The sequence below is a fragment of the Burkholderia sp. THE68 genome (assembly GCF_009938265.1).
In the GTDB taxonomy this organism is placed as follows: Bacteria; Pseudomonadota; Gammaproteobacteria; order Burkholderiales; family Burkholderiaceae; genus Caballeronia.
Genome location: NZ_AP022315.1, coordinates 434,074 through 455,864, shown reverse-complemented (window position 1 = coordinate 455,864; position 21,791 = coordinate 434,074). Strand labels below are relative to the sequence as shown.

The window sequence follows — 21,791 nt, the reverse complement described above, 5'->3', positions numbered from 1 at the left end:
CCTCGCCATAATCTCGTTTCTTTCGGCGAATTAGCTCAGTCGGTTAGAGCGACGGAATCATAATCCGCAGGTCCGGGGTTCGAATCCCTGATTCGCCACCAGTTTCAAGAAAAAGCCGCTGTCCCACAGGGACAGCGGCTTTTTGCTTTGCGCTCACGCGACCGCCTGCCCCGCGTCGCGCTCATGCTTAAATAGCACGTTCGCCTCATCAAACATCAACGTGCCCACCTTCGACCAACTCGCCGCGACCATCCGCGACCGTTTCCCCGACCTGAGCCCGCAATTCCAGGCCGGCGCCGCCTTCCTGCTCGACTATCCCGACGAAGTCGCCGTCCTCTCGATGCGCAAGGTCGCCGAACGCGCGAAGGTCCAGCCCGCCGCGATGGTCCGTCTCTCGCAACAGCTCGGCTTCCCCGGCTGGAACGAGTTGCGCGAAATCTTCGTGAGCCGCGTGCGCACGCGCCCCGAACCACTGACGACACGCGCCCGCTCGCTAGTCAAAGGCGGCGCCGACACTCATCTGGGCCGCGATCTCGCACAAGCGCAATCGCACAATCTCGAACTCACGCTGGCGCAAAACGCCGACAGCGTCATCGACGCGGCGAAGACCTTGAAGAAAGCGTCGCACGTGCACGTCGCGGGCTTTCGGTCGTGCTATCCCGTCGCGTTCGGTCTGCTCTACGGTTATCGCCTGTTCCGCCCATCGGTGAGCCTCGTGAACGGTGAAGCCGGCACGCTCGAAATGCAGTTGCGCGGCATCGAGAAGCGGCATGCGGCGGTCGTTGTCAGCTTCGCGCCGTATTCGGTCGAAGCGGTGCGCGTCGCGCAGGCGGCGATCGAGCGCGGCGCGAAGCTCATCGCGCTCACCGACAGCGCCGTGTCGCCCATTGCATTGAACGCGGATCACACGCTGATCTTCGCGCACGAATCGCCGTCGTTCTTTCCGTCGCTCGTCGCGGCATCGGCGCTCGCGGAGATGCTCGTCGCGCAATTGCTCGCGCTCGAAGGAAAGGACGCGATCGCCAATCTCGAACAGGCCGAAGCCGCGCTCCACTCGCAAGGCGCCTACGCCGCAAACTAGCCGGGCGCGTCGTTCGCAACACCGCGGATAGCACGCTCGCCATTGACAACATATGTTGTTTTAGAGTTAGAATTACGCATCGCGTGTTGTACGCGCATTCGAAGGCAGGCACCATGACCACGGTATTTCATCGCGCGCCGCGCGCCAGGCTTCCCGTCGCCGTACGCGGCGACGGCATCGAGATCGTCGATTCGAACGGCAAACGCTATATCGACGCATGCGGCGGCGCGGCGGTCTCGTGTCTCGGCCATAGCCATCCGCGCGTGATCGAAGCCATTCAGCGCCAGGTGCAGCAGTTGCCCTACGCGCACACGTCCTTCTTCACGACCGAGCCGGCCGAGGAACTCGCCGACCGGCTCATCGAAACCGCGCCCAAAAATCTCGGTCACGTGTATTTCGTGTCGGGCGGATCGGAAGCGATGGAAGCGGCGCTCAAGCTCGCGCGCCAATATTTCGTCGAGAAAGGGCAAGCGGCGCGGCGGCACTTCATCGCGCGTCGACAGAGCTATCACGGCAACACGCTCGGCGCGCTCGCGATCGGCGGCAACGCGTGGCGGCGCGAGCCGTTCCTGCCGATTCTGATCGAAGCGCATCACGTCACGCCGTGCTTCGCGTATCGCGAGCAGCAGGCAGGCGAAACCGACGCAGCGTTCGCGCAACGCCTCGCCGACGAACTCGAAGCGAAGATTCTCGAACTCGGGCCGGAATCGGTGGCGGCGTTCGTCGCGGAAACGGTCGTCGGCGCGACGGCGGGCGCGGTGCCGCCAGTGCGCGAATACTTCCGCAAGATCCGCGCGGTCTGCAACAAGTACGGCGTGCTGCTGATCCTCGACGAAGTGATGTCGGGCATGGGCCGCACCGGCTATCTGTTCGCGTGCGAGGAGGACGGCGTGTCGCCCGACATTCTCGCGATCGCAAAGGGCCTCGGCGCGGGCTATCAGCCGATCGGCGCGACGCTCGTCAGCAACGAGATCTTCGATACGATCGTCGGCGGCTCGGGCTTCTTCCAGCACGGTCATACGTATATCGGTCACGCGACGGCGTGCGCGGCGGCGCTCGAAGTGCAAAAGGTCATCGCCGAAGACAACCTGCTCGACAATGTGAAGGCGCGCGGCGAGCAACTGCGCGCGGCATTGCGCGAGCGTCACGCGAATCATCCGTTCATCGGCGATGTGCGCGGGCGCGGCCTCTTCACCGGCGTCGAACTCGTGCAGGATCGCGCCAGCAAGACGCCGTTCGATCCGAAGCACAAGCTGCACGCGCACATCAAGAGCGAAGCGATGAAGCGCGGCCTGATGGTCTATCCGATGGGCGGCACCGTCGATGGCAGAATCGGCGACCACGTGCTTATCGCGCCGCCGTTCATCACGACGAGCGCGCAGATCGAGACGATCGTCGAGCGGCTTTCGGACGCCATCGACGGCGCGCTCGGCGTCATCGGCATGAAGACGGCATGAAGGCGGCATGACATGAACAAGAGACTCCCCGACTTCCAGATCGCGACCGCCTCCGACGAACAGAAAGCCGTTCTGCAGGATATCCTGAGCGGTCCGCGCGGCAATCTCAACGGACCGTTCCTCGGCTGGATCTTCAGCCCCGAACTCGCGCAGCACGCGCAAAAGCTCGGCGCGTTCTGCCGCTACGACACCGGTCTGCCGCTGCGCCTGTCCGAACTCGCGATTCTCGTCACGGCGGCGCGCTGGCGCTCGCAGGCGGAATGGCACATCCATCATCCGATCGCGCTCGACGCAGGCCTCTCCGCCGATATCGCCGAAGCGCTGCGCACGAATCGAACCCCGACGTTCGCAGATGCCGACGACAAACTCATCTTCGATTTCGCGACCGAACTCTACGAAACGAAACGCGTCAGCGACGCGACCTACGACGCCGCCGTCGCGCGCTTCGGGCATGTCGTGGTGGTGAATCTCGTCGGCTTGCTGGGCTATTACGCGCTCGTCGCTATGACGCTCAACACCTTCGGCATGCGCGCCGAAGGGCAGACGGATCTGCCCTTCGCGGAGTAAGCGCGCCGGCGCGCAACGTCACTCGAACGCCTTGTCGTTCGGCTCGGCGTAGAGCTTCTTCATCGTTTCGCTCATCGGGAAATCGAAGTTGATGTTCTTCGGCGGGACGGGCTTCATGAACCACTTGTCGTACATCGCCCTGATTTCGGGGCTTTTCATCGTCTGGCTCATCGCGTCGTCGACGAGTTTCTTGAATTCCGGATCGCCCTTGCGCAACATGAAGCCGTATGCCTCCGACGACTGCGGCGTGCCGACCAGCACCCAGTCGGCGGGCTTCGCGGTCAGCGAGCGCGTACCGGCCAGCAGCACGTCGTCCATCATGTAGGCCACCGCGCGTCCGGTCTCCAGCGTCGAGCGCCCTTCCCCATAGTCCTTCGCGCTGATGATGCTCATGTTCATCTTCTTTTCTTCATTCATCTTGCGCAGGATGCGCTCGGACGTCGTGCCCTGATTCGTCACGACGGTCTTGCCCGCGAGATCGGGAAAGTCCTTGATGCCGGAATCCTTTTTCGTCAGGAGGCGCGTCGTCGCGACGAAGAAGGTATCGGAGAAGGCGACCTGATTCTGCCGCGCCGTGAGATTGGTCGTCACGCCGCATTCGAGGTCGACGGTACCGTTCTGCACCAGCGATATACGGTTCTGCGACGTCACCGGAATGAAGCGCACGCGTAAATCCGCATGTCCGGTTTTCGCCTTGACCGCGTCGATCACCTTGTTGCACAGATCCTGCGAAAAGCCGATGACGTTGTTGCCCGCATCGACATACGAGAACGGCACCGAAGTTTCGCGATGACCGATCGCGATCAGGTTCACGCTCTGCACTTTGGCGAGCGTCGATTGGCCGTCCTGGCCGTAGCTCGCGCCCGTGACCAGCGTTAGCGCAGCAAACGCAGCGGCGGATGCGAAAAGCGGCGTGGATTTCATGGCGTCCTCTGTTCGGGTAAAATGATACATATGTTGCCATCAACAAAATAAATGCAACATATGTATTCACCCTGACGTGGGTTCGCCGGCGCGCGCCGCGACTTTTGCTTACAAATGTCACAGCATTCGCGTCCACCGCGCGCGCCGGGCGGCGTTATAGCTGGCAGGCACCCACAGGAGTCGCTGTCATGAACGCCGTTCCCGAGATTCAAACCAAGCCGTCCCGCATTCATCCGCTCGTCGCGGCTGCCGCCGTGTCGATCATCCTCGCGTGCGGCACCGGCGTAGCGGCAATGACAGGCTTGCTGCCATCGTCCAAAGCCACCGCGACGACGGCCACGGCCACGGCCGCGCCGCTCGTCGAAGCGCAAACAGCCAGGCCCGCGCCCGCCGCGCAGGCTTCGCAGCCGGAGACTACGCAGAGCGCGTCGCTGCCGCGCGCCGTGCGCGGCCATCATCCGACGCCGGTCCACCGACCCGCGCCGGCGCAGGAAAGCACGTCATACACGCCGAATCCCGCACCCGCCTACGATCCGTACGCAGGCGAGGTGACGGCCGTGAACACGGTGCAGAGCGCTCAGCCGACGACCGGCATCGGCGCGATCGGCGGCGCGGTGGTCGGCGGACTCGCCGGCACGCAGATCGGCAACGGACGCGGCCGCACGGCGGCGACGATCATCGGCGCGATCGGCGGCGGGCTCGCGGGCAATCAGATCGAACACGTGGTTCACAAGTCGACGACGTATCAGGTGCAGGTCCGCATGAACGACGGCAGCGTGCGCAGCTTCAACTACGAGGCCGCGCCTGGCGTGGCCGTCGGCCAGAAGGTGCATGTCTCGGGCGAAACGCTGACGCCCGCATGAGCCTCGACGCCTCATCGCCTTAAGGCACAGCTAATTTTCCGCTGCGATGATGCGTTGCATGTCAGACGCTAAGAGACCCTCTCCGGGAGCACTGTCGTGAAGAAGAAATCGACGAACATGAAGTCCGGCCGTCCTTCGATGTCGCCGCTGCTGCGCGCGTTGACCTATAGCCGCGCGGCGCGCGAACCGATGATCGACGCCATGCTGCTGCAGTGCTACGCGGCGCTCGACGCGTTTCATCGCGGGCACGGTTCGCAGGCGCTCTTCATGACCTTGTGCCGTCATCTGCTGGTCGCCGAAGAGTTGTGCCAGTTCGGCCACGCGCCCGAATGCGAGCACGACATCACGCTCGCGCATGAAGCGCTGGTGGAACTGGATGCGCGTCATTCCGCCGATGCCGCCTGGACGCTCGACGACGATGAACACGCGCGCCTGTGCACGGCGCTCGACGTGTTCGCCGCGCAACTCGAAGACGCGACGCTCGAACACATCGCGCAAGCCGAAGCGCGCATGGTCACGCAATCGCTCGTCGCGGCGAACATGCGCTCGGGCATCGGGCACGCGCAGGCGGTGTCATCGGCCGGTTGAAAAAAGCGCGCTGCAGATCAGGGCTTTCCCGCAATGGGCTTATCATTCAGCCGATGTGTTTGCGACCGTACATTCATAGGATATGGGGTTGGCAATACTTGTTCCAGCGCACGGGGGGAAGCAGCAAAACGCGCTGAGAGACCGACAAACAGGATGGGCGGCACTCCGCCGGGTCGTGGGTAAAAGCAGCGCGCAACAAAAAAATCAAAGCGCGCCTTTTTGCCAACGATACGGCGAGTCGCAGGCGAAGGATGCCAGCGCTCCGACAAAGAAGCTCAAAAGCCGGCATTTGCCGGCTTTTTCTTTTTGCGACATCCCCGGCATTGCACGTTTCCGGATGCTCGCCACGTTGCGCGCGTAACATGAAGCCGCGCGTCGGCGCGCTTCTCACTGTTACGAGCGGAGACAGACCATGAGCGCCTATCCGAAGGACCGCACGGCTCTGCTGTTCGTGGACCCCTACAACGACTTTCTCGCCGATGGCGGCAAGCTCTGGCCGCGCGTCGCGCACACGCGCAACGCCGCGCACCTGCATGAGAACCTGAAACGCGTCACCTCGGCGGCGCGCGAGCGCGGTTTGCCGGTGTTCATCGTGCCCCATCGTCGCTTCGAGCCGGGCGACATCGATGCGTGGACACATCCATCGCCCTATTTGCAGACAGCGGCGAAATCGCTGATCTTCGGCAAAGGGACCTGGGGCGGCGAATGGTTTCCCGACTTCGCGCCGCAACCCGGTGACACTGTCGTGAAAGAGCACTGGATGAGCAGCGGCTTCGCGAACACCGATCTCGACTTCCTGCTGAAGCAGCGCGGTGTGTCGCACGTGATTCTGATTGGACTCGTGGCGAATACCTGCATCGAGGCGACCGGACGCTTCGCCGCCGAACTCGGCTATCACGTGACGCTCGTGCGCGACGCGACCGCCGCATTCTCCGACGAAGCGCTGCACGCCGCGCATGAAATCAACGCGCGCACCTACGCGCACGCGTTGCTGACGACAGACGAACTGCTCGCGGCGCTGAACGGCGCCTGAGCCCAAATCAGCGATAGCTGGCGAATACGTCCCGCGCGCAGTCGACGCACCATCGGCGCGACGCCGCGTCGGCGCTGGCATCCCACACGTGGCCGTACGCGCATTGCCAGCGCAACGGCGTCGCGACGTCCACGAAACGGCGCGACAGCAGCGCGCCGCCCCGCACTTGCGCCAGTTCGCGCAGGCGCTTGGTCTCCAGCTCGCGCCGCTCGGTCGCGCAATTCATGCAGCGCACATTCTGCGCGACCGCGAGCGTCCTGTCCCAGCGATGCCCCCGGTCACAATCCCAGCGTGAAATCACTTTCTCGCCGGGGTCGCTCAGCGCCTGATCGCGAAAGTTCGACGCCTCGTCCATCAGACGAAGGCGCGTGTCGCTGGTAACGGAATCGGTCATCGTTTTCATGCCTGGATGCCTGTGAATCAGCGCTGGCCGCCGCGGATCGATTCGGAACGCGAAGTCGTCACGACGATGCCGTCAGGCCCGAAGTGCGCGTTGAACATCGCGTCCTGATTCACGCCGTCTTCGAGCCAGTGCCAGCTCCAGACGCGCTCCTTCTTCAGGCGATATTCCGCGATCTCGGTCGGCTTGCCGAGCAGCCTGCGGACTTCGTCCATCGTCATGCCGGGGCGCACTTTCGCGAAATTCTCGGCGGTCAGCACCTGCGTCGCGGAAACGAAGCGGCCATTCGCGTCGAGATCGACCATGTACGTAGTGGTGCCCGCCGGCCCGCGCGGATACTCCAGCCGCTTGCTGCCGTCCGTGAATGCGCGCTCCGTTTCCGGCTCGCCCATCTGATCGCGAATCTGCGCCTCGGTCGTGACGCCCGGCTGCAGATTCTTGAGCAGCAGATTGTCCGGCTTCACCGCATTGAAAAATGCCTTGAGCTTGTTCAACGCTTCCTCGCTCTGCTGCTGATCGCAGGCGGACAGCAGCGACATCGACGACACCGCGAGCAGCGCGGCCATCACGGTCTTCTTCACCTTCGACTCCCCTTCTCGCGCGCCGGATCAGCCGCCCGCCGCGCCGAGCAACGGCATCGGATCGACTGCGGCGCCGGACTTTCTCACTTCGAAATGCAGCGCCGGCGTGCCGCCCGGCCCGGTACCCATGTCCGCGATGGTGGCGCCCTGCTTCACCGTGTCGCCTTCCTTCACGAGCAGCTTCTCGTTGTAGGCATAGGCAGTCAGATAGTCGTTGCCGTGCTTGACGATGATCATGCGCCCGTAGGCGCGCAGGCCGCTGCCCGCGTACACCACCTTGCCCGCCGCCGCCGCCTTGACCGGCTGCCCGACCTTGCCTTCGATATCGATGCCCTTGTTGCCGCTCGCGCCGAACTTGCGCACGACGTCGCCATGCGCGGGCCAGGCGAACGTGCCCTTGGACGCGCTCGCGGCGACCGTGGGTTGACGCTCTTCGCTCGGCGCGGGTTTATCGGCCGCGGGTTTATCGGCTGCGGGCTTTTGCGCCGCCGATTTCTCCGGCGTCGGCAGAAGCGGCGGCTGCGCGGTTTTCGATGCAACGGATGCCGGCGCCGATGCGCCCGGTGGCGTGACACGCAGCACCTGCCCGATGTTCACCTGCCTGCTTTCGGGCAGGGTGTTCCACTTCGCCAGATCCTCGGGCTTCTGCTTGAAGGTGCGCGAAATGCCGTAGAGCGTGTCGCCCGGTTTCACGCGATAGAAGCCCGGCTCGACGGGCGCTGCGGTCGCCGGCCCGAGCGGCACGACCGGCGCGGGCGTCACGACCGGCGACGTGCTCTGCACGACCGGCGGCGCGCTCAGCGCCGAATTCTCGACGATGGGCGCGGGCGTGCGCGGTGTCGACGTACATCCCGCCAGCCCGCCGGCCATCGCCGCCGCGAGCGCCACGCTCGCGATCGCCCCGCGCGAGTTCGTCCCGAAACCTTCCTTGTGCACCACCACCCGCTTTCTCATGCTTGTCGTCTTGAACTATTTCAACGCGCCGGCGCGTATTCGCACGCGCGGCGTCTCTATCACGCGCAAAGGCTGATCGCCACACCGTACACCGCCGTGCCGCCGCATCGGAGGATGCCACAGCCGGTCAGCGACGCCGCGAATGCAAGCGCGATTAACACTGCGGAAATCGCGCGCACCCGCCCACCCACGTAAATCTCAGATTCTTAAGAAACACGATCTCGCCAGCATAAAACATTACAGAAACAATTTCGCCACAGTGACCTAAACGACACACTTCACGAAACCAACGCGCAAACCCTTTGGCATTCTAAATTTTTGACGTAAACGGTCGCGTCCACGCGTTGCCTGCCGCCCGGGTCATTCGCGCGCGGCTGCATCGACAATCCTTGACAGTTGACAGCCCCTTCCGACGGCCATTTCCGCTACATTCCCCGCGCCCGGATGCAGGTCTCGCCTGCATCCCGCACCTTCAATTCTGACAGGAGTCTCAGCGTATGCATCTCATGCAACACGGCATCATCCTCAGCCTGATCATCGGCGGCGTGGCAGGCTGGCTTGCCGGCCTCATCATGAACGGCAGCGGCTTCGGTGTGATCGTGGACATCATCGTCGGCATCGTCGGCGGGGTCGTCGGCGGATGGATCTTCGGCACGCTCGGCATTTCGTTCGGCGGCGGGATCCTCGGCACGCTGATCACGGCTGTGATCGGTGCGGTCGTGCTGCTGTTCATCATCCGCCTGTTCCGACGCGGCTAAAGCGAAGCACGGCGCTCCGCGGCTTCGCGGGCGCCGCGCGATCATCAAGCCTTCGAATTGCGACGGCTCATCTTCCACAGCGCGCCAAGCGCGATCGGCACGACTGCCGCACCGATCCCCACCAGCACGATCACGTTCAGATACTGCTTGATGAACGGAATATTGCCGAAGAAATAGCCGAGCAATACGAGCAGCAGCACCCAGATCAGCGCGCCCATAATATTGAAGAGCTGAAAGCGCGCGTGACTCATCGCCGATACGCCCGCGACGAACGGCGCGAAGGTCCGCACCACCGGCACGAAGCGCGCGATCACGATGGTCTTGCCGCCGTGCTTCTCATAGAAGTTATGGGTCTTTTGCAGCGCGGCGCGGTCGAGAAAGCGTTCGAGCACGGGAATGTTCGTGTCGAAGACTTTCGGCCCGATCGCGCGGCCGATCCAGTAATTCAGCGTGTTGCCCGTGATCGCCGCGACGAGCAGAAGCGCAATCAGCGCGAACAGATCCATCTCGTGCGACGCCGCGAACGCACCGCCGATGAACAGCAGCGAATCGCCCGGCAGGAACGGGAACACGACGAGCCCGGTTTCGCAGAACACGATCAGGAACAACACCGCGTAGACCCAGGCGCCGTAATTCTGGATGAAGACACCGAGCGATTTGTCGATGTGTAGGATGAGTCCCAGGAATTGCAGCAGCGTGTCCAAAAATCTTTCCTCAAAAAATTGAGCCGGCGCCGGAAAACCGGCGCATCGGCAACGAATGCGGGAGTCGCGTCATGATACCGAAGTGGCGCGGCGCGTCTGTTAAAAAAGCCGTCTTTGGCCGCCATCCGCCAGCACGTTGGCGGGCAAGCGGCGCAAGGTTGCGAATCGTTATAATTTCGCCATGGCCGATCTCAACGAACCTTCCGCCGGCGCCCTGACAGCCGCTTTGACAGTCGATGGCGCGCGCCGTTCGCGCGCCATCGCCCCGCTGCCCGATCAGCTCATCAGCCAGATCGCGGCGGGCGAGGTGGTGGAGCGGCCGGCGTCGGTCGTCAAGGAACTGCTCGAAAACGCCCTCGACGCGGGCGCGACGACCCTGCGCATCGCGCTCGACGAAGGCGGCGTGAAACGCATCGTGGTCGCCGACGACGGCTGCGGCATCGCGCCGAACGAACTGCCGCTCGCGCTCATGCGTCACGCGACGAGCAAGATCCGCTCGCTCGCCGATCTCGAAGCCGTCGCGACGCTCGGGTTTCGCGGCGAGGCGATCGCATCGATCGCGTCGGTCGCCGAACTGTTCATCACGAGCCGTACGGAAAGCTGCGCGCACGCAACCCGCATCGACGCGCAAACGGGCGCGCTCTCGCCCGCCGCGGGCACCGTCGGCACGACCATGGAAGTGCGCGAGCTGTACTTCAACACGCCTGCGCGCCGCAAGTTCCTGAAGAGCGAGCAGACCGAGCTCGGCCATTGCCTCGAAGTGATCCGCCGCATGGCGCTCGCGCGGCCGGATGTCGCGATTTCGGTGATGCACAACGGCAAGGCCGTCGAGCACTGGAACGCGAGCGACCCGCAAACGCGCGTCGCGAAGATTCTCGGCGAGGTGTTCGAAACCGCGCATCTGCCGCTCGACGAGCGCGCCGGGCCACTCGCCGTGTATGGCTGCGCTGGACTGCCGACCGCGAGCCGCGGCCGCGCCGACCAGCAGTATTTCTTCGTGAACGGCCGCTTCGTGCGCGACAAGCTGCTCACGCACGCCGTGCGCGCCGCGTATGAAGACGTGCTGCACGGCAATCGCTATCCGGCATACGTGCTGTTTCTCGATCTGCCGCCCGAATCGGTCGATGTGAACGTGCATCCGTCGAAGATCGAAGTGCGTTTTCGCGATTCGCGCTCGATTCACCAGTACGTTTTTCACGCCGTGCAGCGCGCGCTCGCGCGGCATGCGGGCGCTTCGCCGGAGACGACTTCGGGCGGGCACGCGGCGCAGTTGCAGCCGACCGGCACGGCGTTGTTCAGTGCCAAGCCTTTCGTCGGCACGCCGGACGCGCTGCATCTGAAAAGCGAGAACGGCACGAACTGGCTGCGCCAGTCGCGCATGACGCAGGGCACGCTGCCGGTCGCGCAGCCGCTCGCGCTGTATGACGCGCTGTTCGGCCGCAAGGACACCGGCGCGGGCACAGCGGACGCGGCAACGACCGTCGACACGCCCTACCCGAGCGTGAGCGAGCGGCCATCGGCGCCGGTCATCGCGAGCGACAGCGCACTCGATCACGCCGACGAGCAGCCGCTCGGCTTCGCCGTCGGCCAGATTCACGGCATTTACGTGCTCGCGCAGAACGCGCGCGGGCTCGTGATCGTCGACATGCACGCCGCGCACGAGCGCATTCTCTACGAGCAGTTCAAGCACGCGATCGCCGATCGCGCGATCGCCGTGCAGCCACTCTTGATTCCCGTGTCGATGACGGCCGATCCGGTCGAGATCGGCGTCGTCGAGGAAGAGCGCGACACGCTCGATGCACTCGGCTTCGATCTCGCGGTGCTCTCGCCCACATCCATCGCGATTCGCGCCGTGCCCGCGCTGCTGAAGGACGCCGACCTGCAATCGCTCGCGCGCGCGGTGCTCGCGGATCTGCACGCGTATGGCGGATCGCGCGTGCTGACCGAGCGTCAGCACGAATTGCTCGGCACGCTCGCCTGCCACAACGCGGTGCGCGCGAACCGCCGGCTCACGCTCGACGAGATGAACGCGCTGCTGCGCCAGATGGAAGCGACCGAGCGCGCCGATCAATGCAATCATGGCCGGCCGACGTGGTATCAACTCACGCTCGCCGATCTCGACCGCCTTTTCATGCGCGGACAATGAGCGATACCGCTTTGCCTGTGGCCTGTCTGCTGGGGCCGACGGCGTCCGGCAAGACGGCGGCGGCGCTCGCGTTCGCGGCGCGGCATCCGGTCGAGATCGTCAGTGTGGATTCGGCGCTGGTCTACCGCGAGATGGATATCGGCACGGCCAAGCCGAACGCGGAGGAACGCGCGGCGGCGGTCCATCATCTGATCGACATCATCGATCCTGCCGAGACGTATTCGGCCGCGCAGTTTCGCGCGGATGCGCTGCGGATCGTCGGCGAGATCGTCGCGCGCGGCAATGTGCCGTTGCTCGTCGGGGGGACGATGCTGTACTACAAGGCGCTGACGCAAGGCCTGAACGACCTGCCCGGCGCGGATGCCGACCTGCGCGCCACGCTCGATGCCGACGCCGCCCGTGACGGCTGGCCCGCGCTGCACGCGCGGCTCGCGGCGATCGATCCGCAGACCGCCGCGCGGCTTCCGCCCAATGATTCGCAACGCATCCAGCGCGCGCTCGAAGTCTTCATGCTGAGCGGACAGCCGATGTCCGCGCTGCTCGCCGCGCCGCGCGTTCAGGACACGGATGCGCCGTATCGCTTCGTGCCGATCGCGCTGGAGCCGTCGGATCGCGCGGTTCTGCATGCGCGCATCGCGGCGCGCTTCGATGCGATGCTCGCGCATGGTTTCATCGACGAAGTGAAGCGGCTGCGCGCGCGCGGCGATCTGAATGTGGCGATGCCGTCGATGCGCTGCGTCGGTTATCGGCAGGCGTGGGAATACCTCGATGGCGCGACGGGCTACGACGAGATGCGCGACAAGGGAATCTTTGCGACGCGGCAGCTGTGCAAGCGGCAGTTGACGTGGTTGCGGGCGATGCCGGAGCGGGTCGTGGTGGATTGTTGCGCGGGGGATGCGACGGAGCGGGCTTTGGGAGCGATTGAAGGAATCGCGGGCGGGTGACGCGAAGGGACGACGCGTCACCCGGTTCGGCGCGTTATCGGACTAGCGCATCGGAGCTGTGCCGCGGCCACGTTCGTGAATGATGAAGTCGTCGTTCGGCGTGATCCGGTCGAGGCGATCGACCCAGTTCTTCAATTGGGCCAGTTTGGGTTTGAAGAGATCGCGCTCGCAAGCATCTGCCTCAGCGAAAAAAAGACCGTCGATCCACTCGAGGTTTGCCTGCCCTTCCGCACGGAACATGCGATGCAGCGCATACACCGCCGACCGCAATGAGCCTTCCATGAAGCCGTGGTAATCGGAATAGGCTTCACCGCAGATATGGATCGTGTCCGGCGAGCCGTCGGGTCCCAGCTGCGCCAGTCGGCGCATGACCACCCAGTAACGGCGCTCTGGCCGCCAGGCATGATTCGCCGCCCCATAGGGATCGCGTCCCCAGTCTCGTATCCCGTACCAGACGATGTTCTTGTGATCCACATTCGCCCCGCCGCCGAGACGGATGTAGTTCAGCACCTTCATCTTCAACCGTGTCGCCGCCGCGTTTTTCGCGTAGGTGGTCGCGTCCTGCTGCGGCCCTGGCGCTACGTAGTTCGACCAGAACGACGTAGCCGGCCGGTCGGTGTAGGCCATGATCATTCCACGCTCCGTGATCTCGCTGCGCCAGTAGTGGAGTTCCCGGGTCGGCATGCTGGTCGCAAGTTCATTGGCCTGCTGTTCCTTTTTCCAGAAAACCTTGTCGACGACGGCGAACACCTTCACCATCGGAAAGCCGAACGCGGACGACACCAGTTCGTCGATGTCCGGTTCGACCTTCTTTAAATCGATCAGGCTGCTTCTGACGATTTCGCCGAGCGGTTTGGCCGGCAGCGTCAGGATCACGCGTTCATGCAGGACCGTCGAATCGTCAATGAATCTAAGCCGCCAGCCGCCGTCGGCTTTCTCCAGCGACTTGACCGTTCGATCGAGTTCGATCGCGTCCTCCGGCAGATCGGCCACCATCTTCTCGATGATCGTCTCCATGCCGCCGGCCAGCCCCTGAAGATTCTCGCCGAACGCAAGAATTCTCAGCCACCAGATCAGCCATTCGGCGGCGTTCGGATTGTCGGGCAGCAGATGGTAGAAAGTCCCGAGGTCGCGAATCTTCATGATCGCGTTGTGATGCAGCACGTCGGAAAGCAGATTCCAGAAACCCATCTGCGAGAGCGGTGTCAGCGACTTTTTGAGGCGCGAGCGGGCCAGCTTCGGATTCTCGTGCCAGAAGCCATTCACTTGAATGTCCCAGTAGTCCTGATCGTCCAGCGTTTTGAGCCACGCGTGGAATACGTCGTCGTACCGGTGGTATTGGCCTCTGAGCTCCTCGATTTCGTCCAGCAGCGCATCCTGCTTCCGCGTCAACGTCGTGTCGGCGCCGAAACTGGCCAGGCGGATGATCCGCAGCATTGCAAGAGAAAGTAGTTCCAATGGCGTCTTGCCGTCCTCGGACTCGGGCAGCGAATACTTCGGCTCTCTGGAAGTAGACGGCGACGAAGGCGACGAAAAGTCGGTCAGATATGGTTTCCACGCGCCGTCTTCTGGCGGTGCTTCAGTGATTCCGTATTTCAAGAGCAACGCCTTGAGTAAATGCTGAATGTCGCATTCGAGGCGCATCGGGCCGAATTCGGCAGCAAAATCCAGTTCCTTCGCTACGTCCACGTGCTCCGCGTCTTTCGAAAAGTCATGCCATTCGGTTCCGTCTTTGCGCAGCCGCACGGTCCGTATGCGCCCGCCAACGCGTCCTGTCGACTCGTAAATGACGAACGACTTCTTTTGCCTTTGCAACGCCAGCGCGCATAACAGTCCCGTAATGCCCGCACCAACGATTGCGACACCCTCAGGTTTTTCCATTTTCACGAGCCGTCCCTCCGGTCTGTGAACGCTGCCCCAGGCTAGAAATTCGCCAGGACTCGTTCGACTGCGCGGCATGTCTCATGCTTGAGCCTCGTAAACACTAGATCGGCTCGCATCGATGGCAAGACACAAATCGGCAGCGTACTGTGGGCGTTCGAACAGACGTCGAACGGCCTGACGGGCGGTGTTTCGTCATTGGCTGCGCAGAGCGGGCATCAACGGTAGCGAAACGCCAACAAAAAAGCCGCTCGTGAGCGGCTTTCAGGCGACGCGGTGACGCGCAGGACAGCGTCGATCTCAAACCACCACCGTCTGCGCCTCCCCTTCCTTGCTCTCACGCACGACGCCAATCTTCCAGACCTGCTCACCCGCACCCGACAGCAACCCGATAGCCGCTTCGGCATCTTCCGCCGCGACGATCACCGCCATCCCGATACCGCAGTTGAACACGCGATGCATCTCCGCATCCGCGACGCCGCCGTGCTTCTGCAGCCACGCAAACAGCGGCGGCAGCGGCCACGCGCGATGATCCAGCTCGGCCGTCAGCCCTTCGCGCAGCACGCGCGGAATGTTCTCGACCAGTCCGCCGCCCGTAATATGCGCCATGCCCTTCACCGTCACGCTCTGCATCGCCGAAAGCAGCGGCTTCACGTAGATACGCGTGGGCGCCATCAGCGCGTCGGCGAGCGAGCGGCCGTCGAAATCGGCGTTCAGATCCGGATTCGCGCGCTCGATGATCTTGCGCACCAGCGAATAACCGTTCGAATGGATACCACTCGAAGCCAGCCCGAGCACCACATCGCCCGGCTTGATCGTGCTGCCGTCGATGATCTTGCTCTTCTCCACCGCGCCGACCGCGAAGCCCGCGAGATCGTACTCGCCGTCCGGGTACATGCCCGGCATTTCCGCCGTCTCACCGCCGATCAGCGCGCAGCCCGACAGTTCGCAACCCGTCGCGATGCCCTTCACGACGTCCGCCGCCGTGTCGACGTCCAGCTTGCCGCACGCGAAGTAATCGAGGAAAAAGAGCGGCTCGGCGCCCTGCACGAGGATGTCGTTCACGCTCATCGCGACGAGATCCTGACCGACCGTGTCATGCCGATTCAGCGTGAACGCGAGGCGCAGCTTGGTGCCGACGCCATCCGTGCCCGACACCAGCACCGGCTCCTTGTACTTCTTCGGCACTTCGAAGAGCGCGCCGAATCCGCCGATGCCGCCCAGCACGCCGTCGCGCATCGTCTTCTTGGCAAACGGCTTGATCCGGTCGACGAGCGCGTCGCCTGCGTCGATGTCCACGCCCGCGTCGCGATACGACAAACCTTGGGCGTCTGGAGCGGATTTCGGTTGATTCATGGGGAGGGAAGCAAGAAGGTCGGTAAAATGCGATTTTACCCGATGATGACCCGACGACGGTCGGCAGGCTGGATTTTCCCGCGTTCGCCAGACACCGCGCAGGCGCCCTTTTCGAGATCGAAGGCGATCTGAAAAGCGCCGGAACCCCTCGCGCACACGGCGATCCGCTGCGGCTTTGCGCGTATACCCTCGGCTCATCCGGCAGTTTTCAAGATATGCCCGACTCAAGGCCCGACGATACCGATCTCCCCGTGCAACGCCAACTGACGCTCGATCTGGGCACGCCGCCGCCCGCCACCTTCGACAACTTTTTCGCCGCCGGCAATCACGAACTGGTCGCGCGTCTGCGCGCGCTCGAAGATGCGCTCGCGGCCGGGCCGGTCGCGGACCGCACGTTCTACGTCTGGGGCGAGCCGGGCAGCGGCCGCAGCCATTTGCTGCAGGCGCTCACGCACGAGGCGGACGGCCACGCGCGCTACCTGAGTCCGCAAAGCGCGCTCAACGTGTTCGGCTTCGATCCGCGCGTGACGCTCTATGCCGTCGATGATTGCGACCGCCTGTCTCCCGCCCAGCAGATCGCGCTCTTCAATCTCTTCAACGAAGTGCGTGCGCATCCGACCAGCGCCCTCGTCGCGACCGGCAACGACGCGCCGCTCGCGCTCACGGTGCGCGAAGATCTGCGCACGCGGCTCGGCTGGGGCCTCGTCTTCCACCTTCAGCCGCTCTCCGACGAAGCAAAGGCATCGGTGCTGAAACACGCGGCGCGTGAACGCGGCATCGTGCTCGCGGAAGACGTGCCCGGCTATCTGCTTACGCATTTTCGCCGCGACATGCCGAGCCTGATGGCCCTGCTCGACGAACTCGACCGCTTCTCGCTGGAGCAAAAACGCGCGGTGACGCGCGCACTCCTGCGCACGATGCTCCAGCAAACCGGCCGCGCCGCGCCGCTCGCGCCCGTGGCCGTGCCGGCGCAGGATCTCGTCGGCGATCCAATCGCTCCCGATTCCAGCCCGGCCGCGCCGGACAACGATCCGACCCGCTTCAAGTAGAATGCGCACCCATGAACCTCGCCCTTTTCGATCTCGACCACACGCTCATTCCCACCGACAGCGACCATGAATGGGGCCGCTTCATGGTGAAGCTCGGCATCGTCGACGCGGATTCTTTCGCGCGCCAGAACGACGCCTTCTACGCCGATTACAAGGCGGGCGTGCTCGACATCAACGCCTATCTGCACGCGATGCTCGCGCCGCTCGCGAAATATTCGCGCGAGCAACTCACCGACTGGCACACGCAATTCATGCGCGAGGTGATCAATCCGCGCATCGTGCCGGCCGCCGTCACCCTGGTGCGCGAGCATCAGGACAACGGCGATCTCTGCTGCCTCGTCACCGCCACTAACGCGTTCATCACCGCGCCGATCGCGGAAGCATTCGGCATCGAAACCCTGATCGCCTGCGAAGTGGAAACGGTCGACGATCATCCGGACGGCGCGCTCACCGGCCGGCCGACCGGCACGCCGAGCTATCGCGAAGGCAAGATCGTGCGCGTCGAGCAATGGCTCGCAGCGAGCGGCAAGAAGCTTTCCGATTTCAGGCACAGCTATTTCTACAGCGACTCGCACAACGACATCCCGCTGCTCGAGCGCGTCACCGACCCGGTCGCGACCAATCCCGACGACACCCTGCGCGCGCACGCGCAAGCCAAAGGCTGGCGCATCCTGAACCTGTTCGACACACGTGATTAAAAAACTCATCCGCAAGCTGTTCGGGCAAGACAGCGCCGATTCCGACGAAGGCGCAGCGAACGACACGCAACCCGTTTCGCCCGACGCCAAACCGGCTCGCAAGAGCCCGCGCAAGAAAGCCGCCGCGCACGTGAAGCGCGACCCGAGCGTGCCGGTCATCCTGTCATCGGAGATTCACGGCATCGATCCATCGCTGATCTCGAAGAACGCGGTACGCGTCACCGACGGCCTGCAGCACGCGGGACATCGCGCGTTCATCGTCGGCGGCGCGGTGCGCGACCTGCTGCTCGGCGTCGCGCCCAAAGACTTCGACGTCGCCACCGACGGCACGCCCGATCAGGTGCAGAAGCTGTTTCGCCGCGCGCGCATCATCGGGCGGCGCTTCCAGATCGTGCACGTGCAGTTCGGGCAGGAGATCATCGAGACGTCGACGTTCCGCGCGCTGATGGATGCGCCGCCGGAACCGGCCGCCGAACCGCCGCGCCGCCTGAAACGCGGCGAGCTCGATGGCCGCACGCATGCCGTCGACGCGAGCGGCCGCGTGCTGCGCGACAACGTCTGGGGCGAGCAGCACGAAGACGCCACGCGCCGCGACTTCACCATCAACGCGATGTACTACGATCCGGCCACGCAGACCGTGCTGGATTATCACGACGGCATGGCCGATATCCGCGCGCGTCTGTTGCGCATGATCGGCGATCCGGCCACGCGCTATCGCGAGGACCCGGTGCGTATGCTGCGCGTGGTGCGCTTCGCGGCGAAGCTCGGCTTCGAGATCGACGAAGCCACGCGCGCGCCGATCAAGGACCTCGCCGATCTGATGAACAACGTGCCGGCCGCGCGTCTGTTCGACGAGATGCTGAAGCTGCTGCTCTCCGGTCACGCGCTCGCGTGTCTCACGCGGCTGCGTCAGGAAGGCCTGCATCATGGCGTGCTGCCGCTGCTCGATGTCGTGCTCGAACAGCCGCACGGCGAGAAGTTCGTCACGCTCGCGCTCACCAGCACCGACGAGCGCGTGCGCGCGGGCAAACCGGTTTCACCGGGCTTTCTCTTCGCCACGCTGCTGTGGCACGACGTGCAGACGCGCTGGCAGCAATACACGGCGAACGGCGAATATCCGGTGCCCGCGCTGCATCGCGCGATGGACGACGTGCTCGACATGCAGACCGAGAAACTCGCGATCCACAAGCGCTACTCGTCGGACATGCGCGAGATCTGGGGTCTTCAGCATCGGCTGGAAAAGCGCGGCCGCAGCGCGCTGAAGCTGCTGGAACACCAAAGATTCAGAGCGGGGTATGATTTCCTGCTACTGCGTTGCGAATCGGGCGAGCTCGATGCGGCCATCGGTCAATGGTGGAGCGATTTCATCGACGGCGATCACGCCGCGCGCGAAGCGCTGTTGTCCGAAGGCGGCAAGGACCGCAACGCGCCGAAGAAGCGCCGCCGTCGCAGCAACGCGAAGCGCCGCACGGGCGAGTCGGTGGAACAGGGCGCGCCAGGCAGCGAGGGCGATGTCGTATCCAGTGCGCCGAACACGCGCGAAGGCGCCGACAACGAGTAACGCCGGTTTTGGTTACAGTAGCGAGGAGCGATGTTGCTTTCCCGCTTGTCGCTGTGACCCACGCGTAGGACTTCTGCCATGACGATTGCTTATCTGGGCCTGGGGGCGAATCTCGGCGATGCGCGCCAGACCCTGAAAGACGCAGTCGTGTGTCTCGCCCAGCAGCACACGATCACCGTGCTCGCGAAATCGAGCGTGTATCGCACCGCGCCGATCGATGCATCGGGCGACGACTATTTCAATTGCGTCGTCAAACTCGAAACGAGTCTGCCGGCGCGCGCGCTCTTGCGTCTGTGTCATCACATCGAGTTGCAGTTCGGGCGCGAGCGGCCGTATCGCAATGCGCCGCGCACGCTCGATCTCGACATCCTGCTGTATGGCGCATCGAGCATCGACGAAGCGGATCTCGTCGTGCCGCATCCGCGCATGACGCAGCGCGCCTTCGTGCTGGTGCCGCTCGTGGAGCTCGAACCCGATCTCATTCTTCCTCAACGCGGCCGCGCGGATTCGTTCATCGCCGACGTTGCCGATCAGCGTATCGAGAAAGTCGCCGCGTGTCAGTGCATGGTCGGCACGCCGTCCGGCGGCACCGACACGAGCACCGCCCCTTCCAACAAGACAGACTGCCGATGAGCGTTCCGCCACTCACCGTGACCGCGCCGCAACTGCGGCCGCCCCACCGTTACATTGCAATCGAAGGGCCGATCGGCGTTGGCAAGACCACGCTCGCCACCCTGCTCGCCGAGCGCTGGTCGATGCGCACGCTGTTCGAGCGCCCGCAGGACAACCCGTTTCTCGAACGCTTCTACCGCGACACCACGCGCCATGCGCTCGCCACGCAGTTGAACTTCGCGTTGCAGCGGGCATCGCAGACGCAGGAGGCCGCCGATATCGTGACGAGCGGCGCGGCGTTGATGACGGACTTTCTCACGCAGAAGAGCGACTTGTTCGCGCGCCTCACGCTGCCCGACGACGAGTTCCAGCTCTACAAGGACGTCGCCTCGCACATTCGTTCGAGCGGCCCCGCGCCCGATCTCGTCATCTATCTGCAGGCGAGCCCGGAAGTGCTGTTCGCGCGCATTCAGAAACGCTCGCTGCCGATGGAACTGCAGATCTCGGATTCGTACCTGCGCGCGCTCTGCGATGCGTATAACGAGTTCTTCTATCACTATGACGCGACGCCGTTGCTCACGGTGAACGCGGAGCACCTGAACCCGCTTGCATCGGATGACGATCTCACGCTCCTCGTCGAGCGTATCGAGACGATGCGCGGGCGCAAGGAATTCTTTGTCAAAGGCGTATCGGTCTGAGCGCGCCGCGCGGCCACGCCCTCTTTAGTGAAACGATCATGACGTATCTGCAGGAAACGAATCGCTCGACGATCACCGTACCCAAACTTCAATCCATGCGCGAGGCCGGCGAGCGCATCGTGATGCTGACGTGCTACGACGCGAGCTTCGCCGCGCTGCTCGAACGCGCGGGCGTCGATGTCATGCTGATCGGCGATTCGCTCGGCAACGTGCTGCAAGGGCATGGCACGACGCTGCCCGTCACGCTCGATGACATCGCGTATCACACGGCGTCAGTCGCGCGCGGCAACCGCAGCGCGCTCGTCGTCGCGGACATGCCGTTCGGCACGATTGGCTCGAAGGAAGATGCTTATGCGAACGCCGTGAAGCTGATGCGCGCGGGCGCGCAGATGGTGAAGATCGAAGGTGGCGCATGGCTCGCGGACACCGTGCGCTTTCTCGTCGAGCGGTCGATTCCCGTGTGCGGGCACGTCGGGCTCACGCCGCAGTCGGTGCATGCGTTCGGCGGCTTCAAGGTGCAGGGCAAGTCCGAGGCGGCGGCCGAACAGATGAAGCGCGACGCCATCGCGCTGCAGGAAGCCGGCGCGCAACTGATCGTGATCGAAGCGGTGCCTACGCTGCTAGCACGCGAAGTCACCGAGGCGCTCGCGATTCCGACGATCGGCATCGGCGCGGGCATCGACTGTTCCGGGCAAGTGCTCGTGCTGCACGACATGCTCGGCATCTTCCACGGCAAGCGGCCGCGCTTCGTGAAGGATTTCATGCAAGGCCAGCCGAATATTTTCGCGGCCGTCGAAGCGTATGTACGCGCCGTGAAGGACGGCAGCTTCCCCGGTCCGGAACACACATTCTGAGCGCCCGCGGCCTGCGGGCCGCGTTTGAAATTCCCGTTCACGATCTGCGTTTTCTCGTACATACTGACGAGCTTCCCGCACG

22 protein-coding genes and 1 tRNA gene are annotated in these 21,791 nt (G+C 64.0%); 16 read left to right on the top strand and 7 right to left on the bottom strand.

The window, feature by feature from the left end; all coding sequences use genetic code 11:
* Nucleotides 1-24 precede the first annotated feature (24 nt).
* From BTHE68_RS02190 to BTHE68_RS02175, 4 genes are all read left to right on the top strand, one after another.
* Nucleotides 25-101 (top strand) — tRNA-Met (locus BTHE68_RS02190).
* 119 nt (nt 102-220) lie between these two features.
* A complete protein-coding gene (locus BTHE68_RS02185) occupies nt 221-1,081 on the top strand; it encodes a MurR/RpiR family transcriptional regulator (RefSeq protein ID WP_162064948.1) in 861 nt (286 codons plus the stop codon).
* 113 nt (nt 1,082-1,194) lie between these two features.
* Nucleotides 1,195-2,538 (top strand): aspartate aminotransferase family protein, encoded by a 1,344-nt coding sequence (locus BTHE68_RS02180; protein WP_162064947.1) that lies wholly within the window; start codon nt 1,195-1,197, stop codon nt 2,536-2,538.
* A 12-nt stretch (nt 2,539-2,550) separates the two neighbouring features.
* Nucleotides 2,551-3,105 carry a carboxymuconolactone decarboxylase family protein gene (locus BTHE68_RS02175; RefSeq protein WP_162064946.1) on the top strand — a complete coding sequence of 185 codons (555 nt, stop codon included), beginning with the start codon at nt 2,551-2,553 and terminating at the stop codon, nt 3,103-3,105.
* An 18-nt stretch (nt 3,106-3,123) separates the two neighbouring features.
* On the opposite strand, the gene BTHE68_RS02170 is transcribed toward BTHE68_RS02175, so the two are convergent.
* Entirely contained in the window at nt 3,124-4,029 is a 906-nt protein-coding gene (locus BTHE68_RS02170; RefSeq protein WP_162064945.1) for a glutamate/aspartate ABC transporter substrate-binding protein, read from the bottom strand.
* Between the two features lie 188 nt (nt 4,030-4,217).
* On the opposite strand from BTHE68_RS02170, the gene BTHE68_RS02165 reads away from it, so the two are divergent.
* The 3 genes from BTHE68_RS02165 (at nt 4,218) to BTHE68_RS02155 (ending at nt 6,513) form a co-directional block, all read left to right on the top strand.
* Nucleotides 4,218-4,892, top strand: a complete 675-nt coding sequence (locus BTHE68_RS02165; protein WP_162064944.1) for a glycine zipper 2TM domain-containing protein — start codon at nt 4,218-4,220, stop codon at nt 4,890-4,892.
* A gap of 96 nt (nt 4,893-4,988) precedes the next feature.
* A complete protein-coding gene (locus BTHE68_RS02160) occupies nt 4,989-5,480 on the top strand; it encodes a hypothetical protein (RefSeq protein WP_162064943.1) in 492 nt (163 codons plus the stop codon).
* A 412-nt stretch (nt 5,481-5,892) separates the two neighbouring features.
* Nucleotides 5,893-6,513: a cysteine hydrolase family protein gene (locus tag BTHE68_RS02155; RefSeq protein WP_162064942.1), complete on the top strand. Its 621-nt coding sequence runs from the start codon at nt 5,893-5,895 to the stop codon at nt 6,511-6,513.
* A gap of 7 nt (nt 6,514-6,520) precedes the next feature.
* On the opposite strand, the gene BTHE68_RS02150 is transcribed toward BTHE68_RS02155, so the two are convergent.
* The 3 genes from BTHE68_RS02150 to BTHE68_RS02140 are packed head-to-tail and all read right to left on the bottom strand — an operon-like array spanning nt 6,521 to nt 8,448.
* Entirely contained in the window at nt 6,521-6,916 is a 396-nt protein-coding gene (locus BTHE68_RS02150; protein ID WP_162064941.1) for a hypothetical protein, read from the bottom strand.
* 17 nt (nt 6,917-6,933) lie between these two features.
* The gene (bamE, locus tag BTHE68_RS02145) at nt 6,934-7,479 is read right to left on the bottom strand and encodes an outer membrane protein assembly factor BamE domain-containing protein (RefSeq protein ID WP_502710575.1); all 546 of its coding nucleotides are present in this window, start codon (nt 7,477-7,479) and stop codon (nt 6,934-6,936) included.
* 42 nt (nt 7,480-7,521) lie between these two features.
* Nucleotides 7,522-8,448, bottom strand: coding sequence for a peptidoglycan DD-metalloendopeptidase family protein (locus BTHE68_RS02140; RefSeq protein WP_162064940.1), 927 nt, complete (start codon nt 8,446-8,448; stop codon nt 7,522-7,524).
* Between the two features lie 506 nt (nt 8,449-8,954).
* On the opposite strand from BTHE68_RS02140, the gene BTHE68_RS02135 reads away from it, so the two are divergent.
* Entirely contained in the window at nt 8,955-9,206 is a 252-nt protein-coding gene (locus tag BTHE68_RS02135; RefSeq protein ID WP_162066748.1) for a GlsB/YeaQ/YmgE family stress response membrane protein, read from the top strand.
* A 44-nt stretch (nt 9,207-9,250) separates the two neighbouring features.
* Here the strand turns inward: BTHE68_RS02135 and BTHE68_RS02130 are convergent, their stop codons facing one another.
* Nucleotides 9,251-9,910: a DedA family protein gene (locus BTHE68_RS02130; RefSeq protein ID WP_162064939.1), complete on the bottom strand. Its 660-nt coding sequence runs from the start codon at nt 9,908-9,910 to the stop codon at nt 9,251-9,253.
* 181 nt (nt 9,911-10,091) lie between these two features.
* Between BTHE68_RS02130 and mutL the strand changes: the two genes are divergently transcribed.
* Complete coding sequence (gene mutL, locus BTHE68_RS02125) at nt 10,092-12,056, top strand: DNA mismatch repair endonuclease MutL (protein ID WP_162064938.1); 1,965 nt, start codon at nt 10,092-10,094, stop codon at nt 12,054-12,056.
* Nucleotides 12,053-13,000 (top strand): tRNA (adenosine(37)-N6)-dimethylallyltransferase MiaA, encoded by a 948-nt coding sequence (miaA, locus tag BTHE68_RS02120; protein WP_162064937.1) that lies wholly within the window; start codon nt 12,053-12,055, stop codon nt 12,998-13,000. Before mutL ends, miaA begins: the two co-directional genes overlap by 4 nt.
* A gap of 42 nt (nt 13,001-13,042) precedes the next feature.
* Here the strand turns inward: miaA and BTHE68_RS02115 are convergent, their stop codons facing one another.
* Nucleotides 13,043-14,881: a flavin monoamine oxidase family protein gene (locus BTHE68_RS02115; protein ID WP_232077917.1), complete on the bottom strand. Its 1,839-nt coding sequence runs from the start codon at nt 14,879-14,881 to the stop codon at nt 13,043-13,045.
* Between the two features lie 300 nt (nt 14,882-15,181).
* Nucleotides 15,182-16,237, bottom strand: coding sequence for a phosphoribosylformylglycinamidine cyclo-ligase (purM, locus tag BTHE68_RS02110; RefSeq protein ID WP_162064935.1), 1,056 nt, complete (start codon nt 16,235-16,237; stop codon nt 15,182-15,184).
* A 215-nt stretch (nt 16,238-16,452) separates the two neighbouring features.
* Between purM and hda the strand changes: the two genes are divergently transcribed.
* From hda to panB, 6 genes are all read left to right on the top strand, one after another.
* Nucleotides 16,453-17,286 (top strand): DnaA regulatory inactivator Hda, encoded by an 834-nt coding sequence (hda, locus tag BTHE68_RS02105; protein ID WP_232077891.1) that lies wholly within the window; start codon nt 16,453-16,455, stop codon nt 17,284-17,286.
* A gap of 11 nt (nt 17,287-17,297) precedes the next feature.
* A complete protein-coding gene (locus tag BTHE68_RS02100) occupies nt 17,298-17,984 on the top strand; it encodes a histidinol-phosphatase (protein ID WP_162064933.1) in 687 nt (228 codons plus the stop codon).
* The gene (pcnB, locus tag BTHE68_RS02095) at nt 17,977-19,545 is read left to right on the top strand and encodes a polynucleotide adenylyltransferase PcnB (protein ID WP_162064932.1); all 1,569 of its coding nucleotides are present in this window, start codon (nt 17,977-17,979) and stop codon (nt 19,543-19,545) included. The genes BTHE68_RS02100 and pcnB overlap by 8 nt, the downstream gene beginning before the upstream one ends.
* Nucleotides 19,546-19,623: 78 nt before the next feature.
* Entirely contained in the window at nt 19,624-20,178 is a 555-nt protein-coding gene (gene folK, locus BTHE68_RS02090) for a 2-amino-4-hydroxy-6-hydroxymethyldihydropteridine diphosphokinase (protein WP_162064931.1), read from the top strand.
* Nucleotides 20,175-20,855: a deoxynucleoside kinase gene (locus BTHE68_RS02085; RefSeq protein WP_162064930.1), complete on the top strand. Its 681-nt coding sequence runs from the start codon at nt 20,175-20,177 to the stop codon at nt 20,853-20,855. The genes folK and BTHE68_RS02085 overlap by 4 nt, the downstream gene beginning before the upstream one ends.
* A 38-nt stretch (nt 20,856-20,893) precedes the next feature.
* Nucleotides 20,894-21,709, top strand: a complete 816-nt coding sequence (gene panB, locus BTHE68_RS02080; protein WP_162064929.1) for a 3-methyl-2-oxobutanoate hydroxymethyltransferase — start codon at nt 20,894-20,896, stop codon at nt 21,707-21,709.
* Nucleotides 21,710-21,791 lie beyond the last annotated feature (82 nt).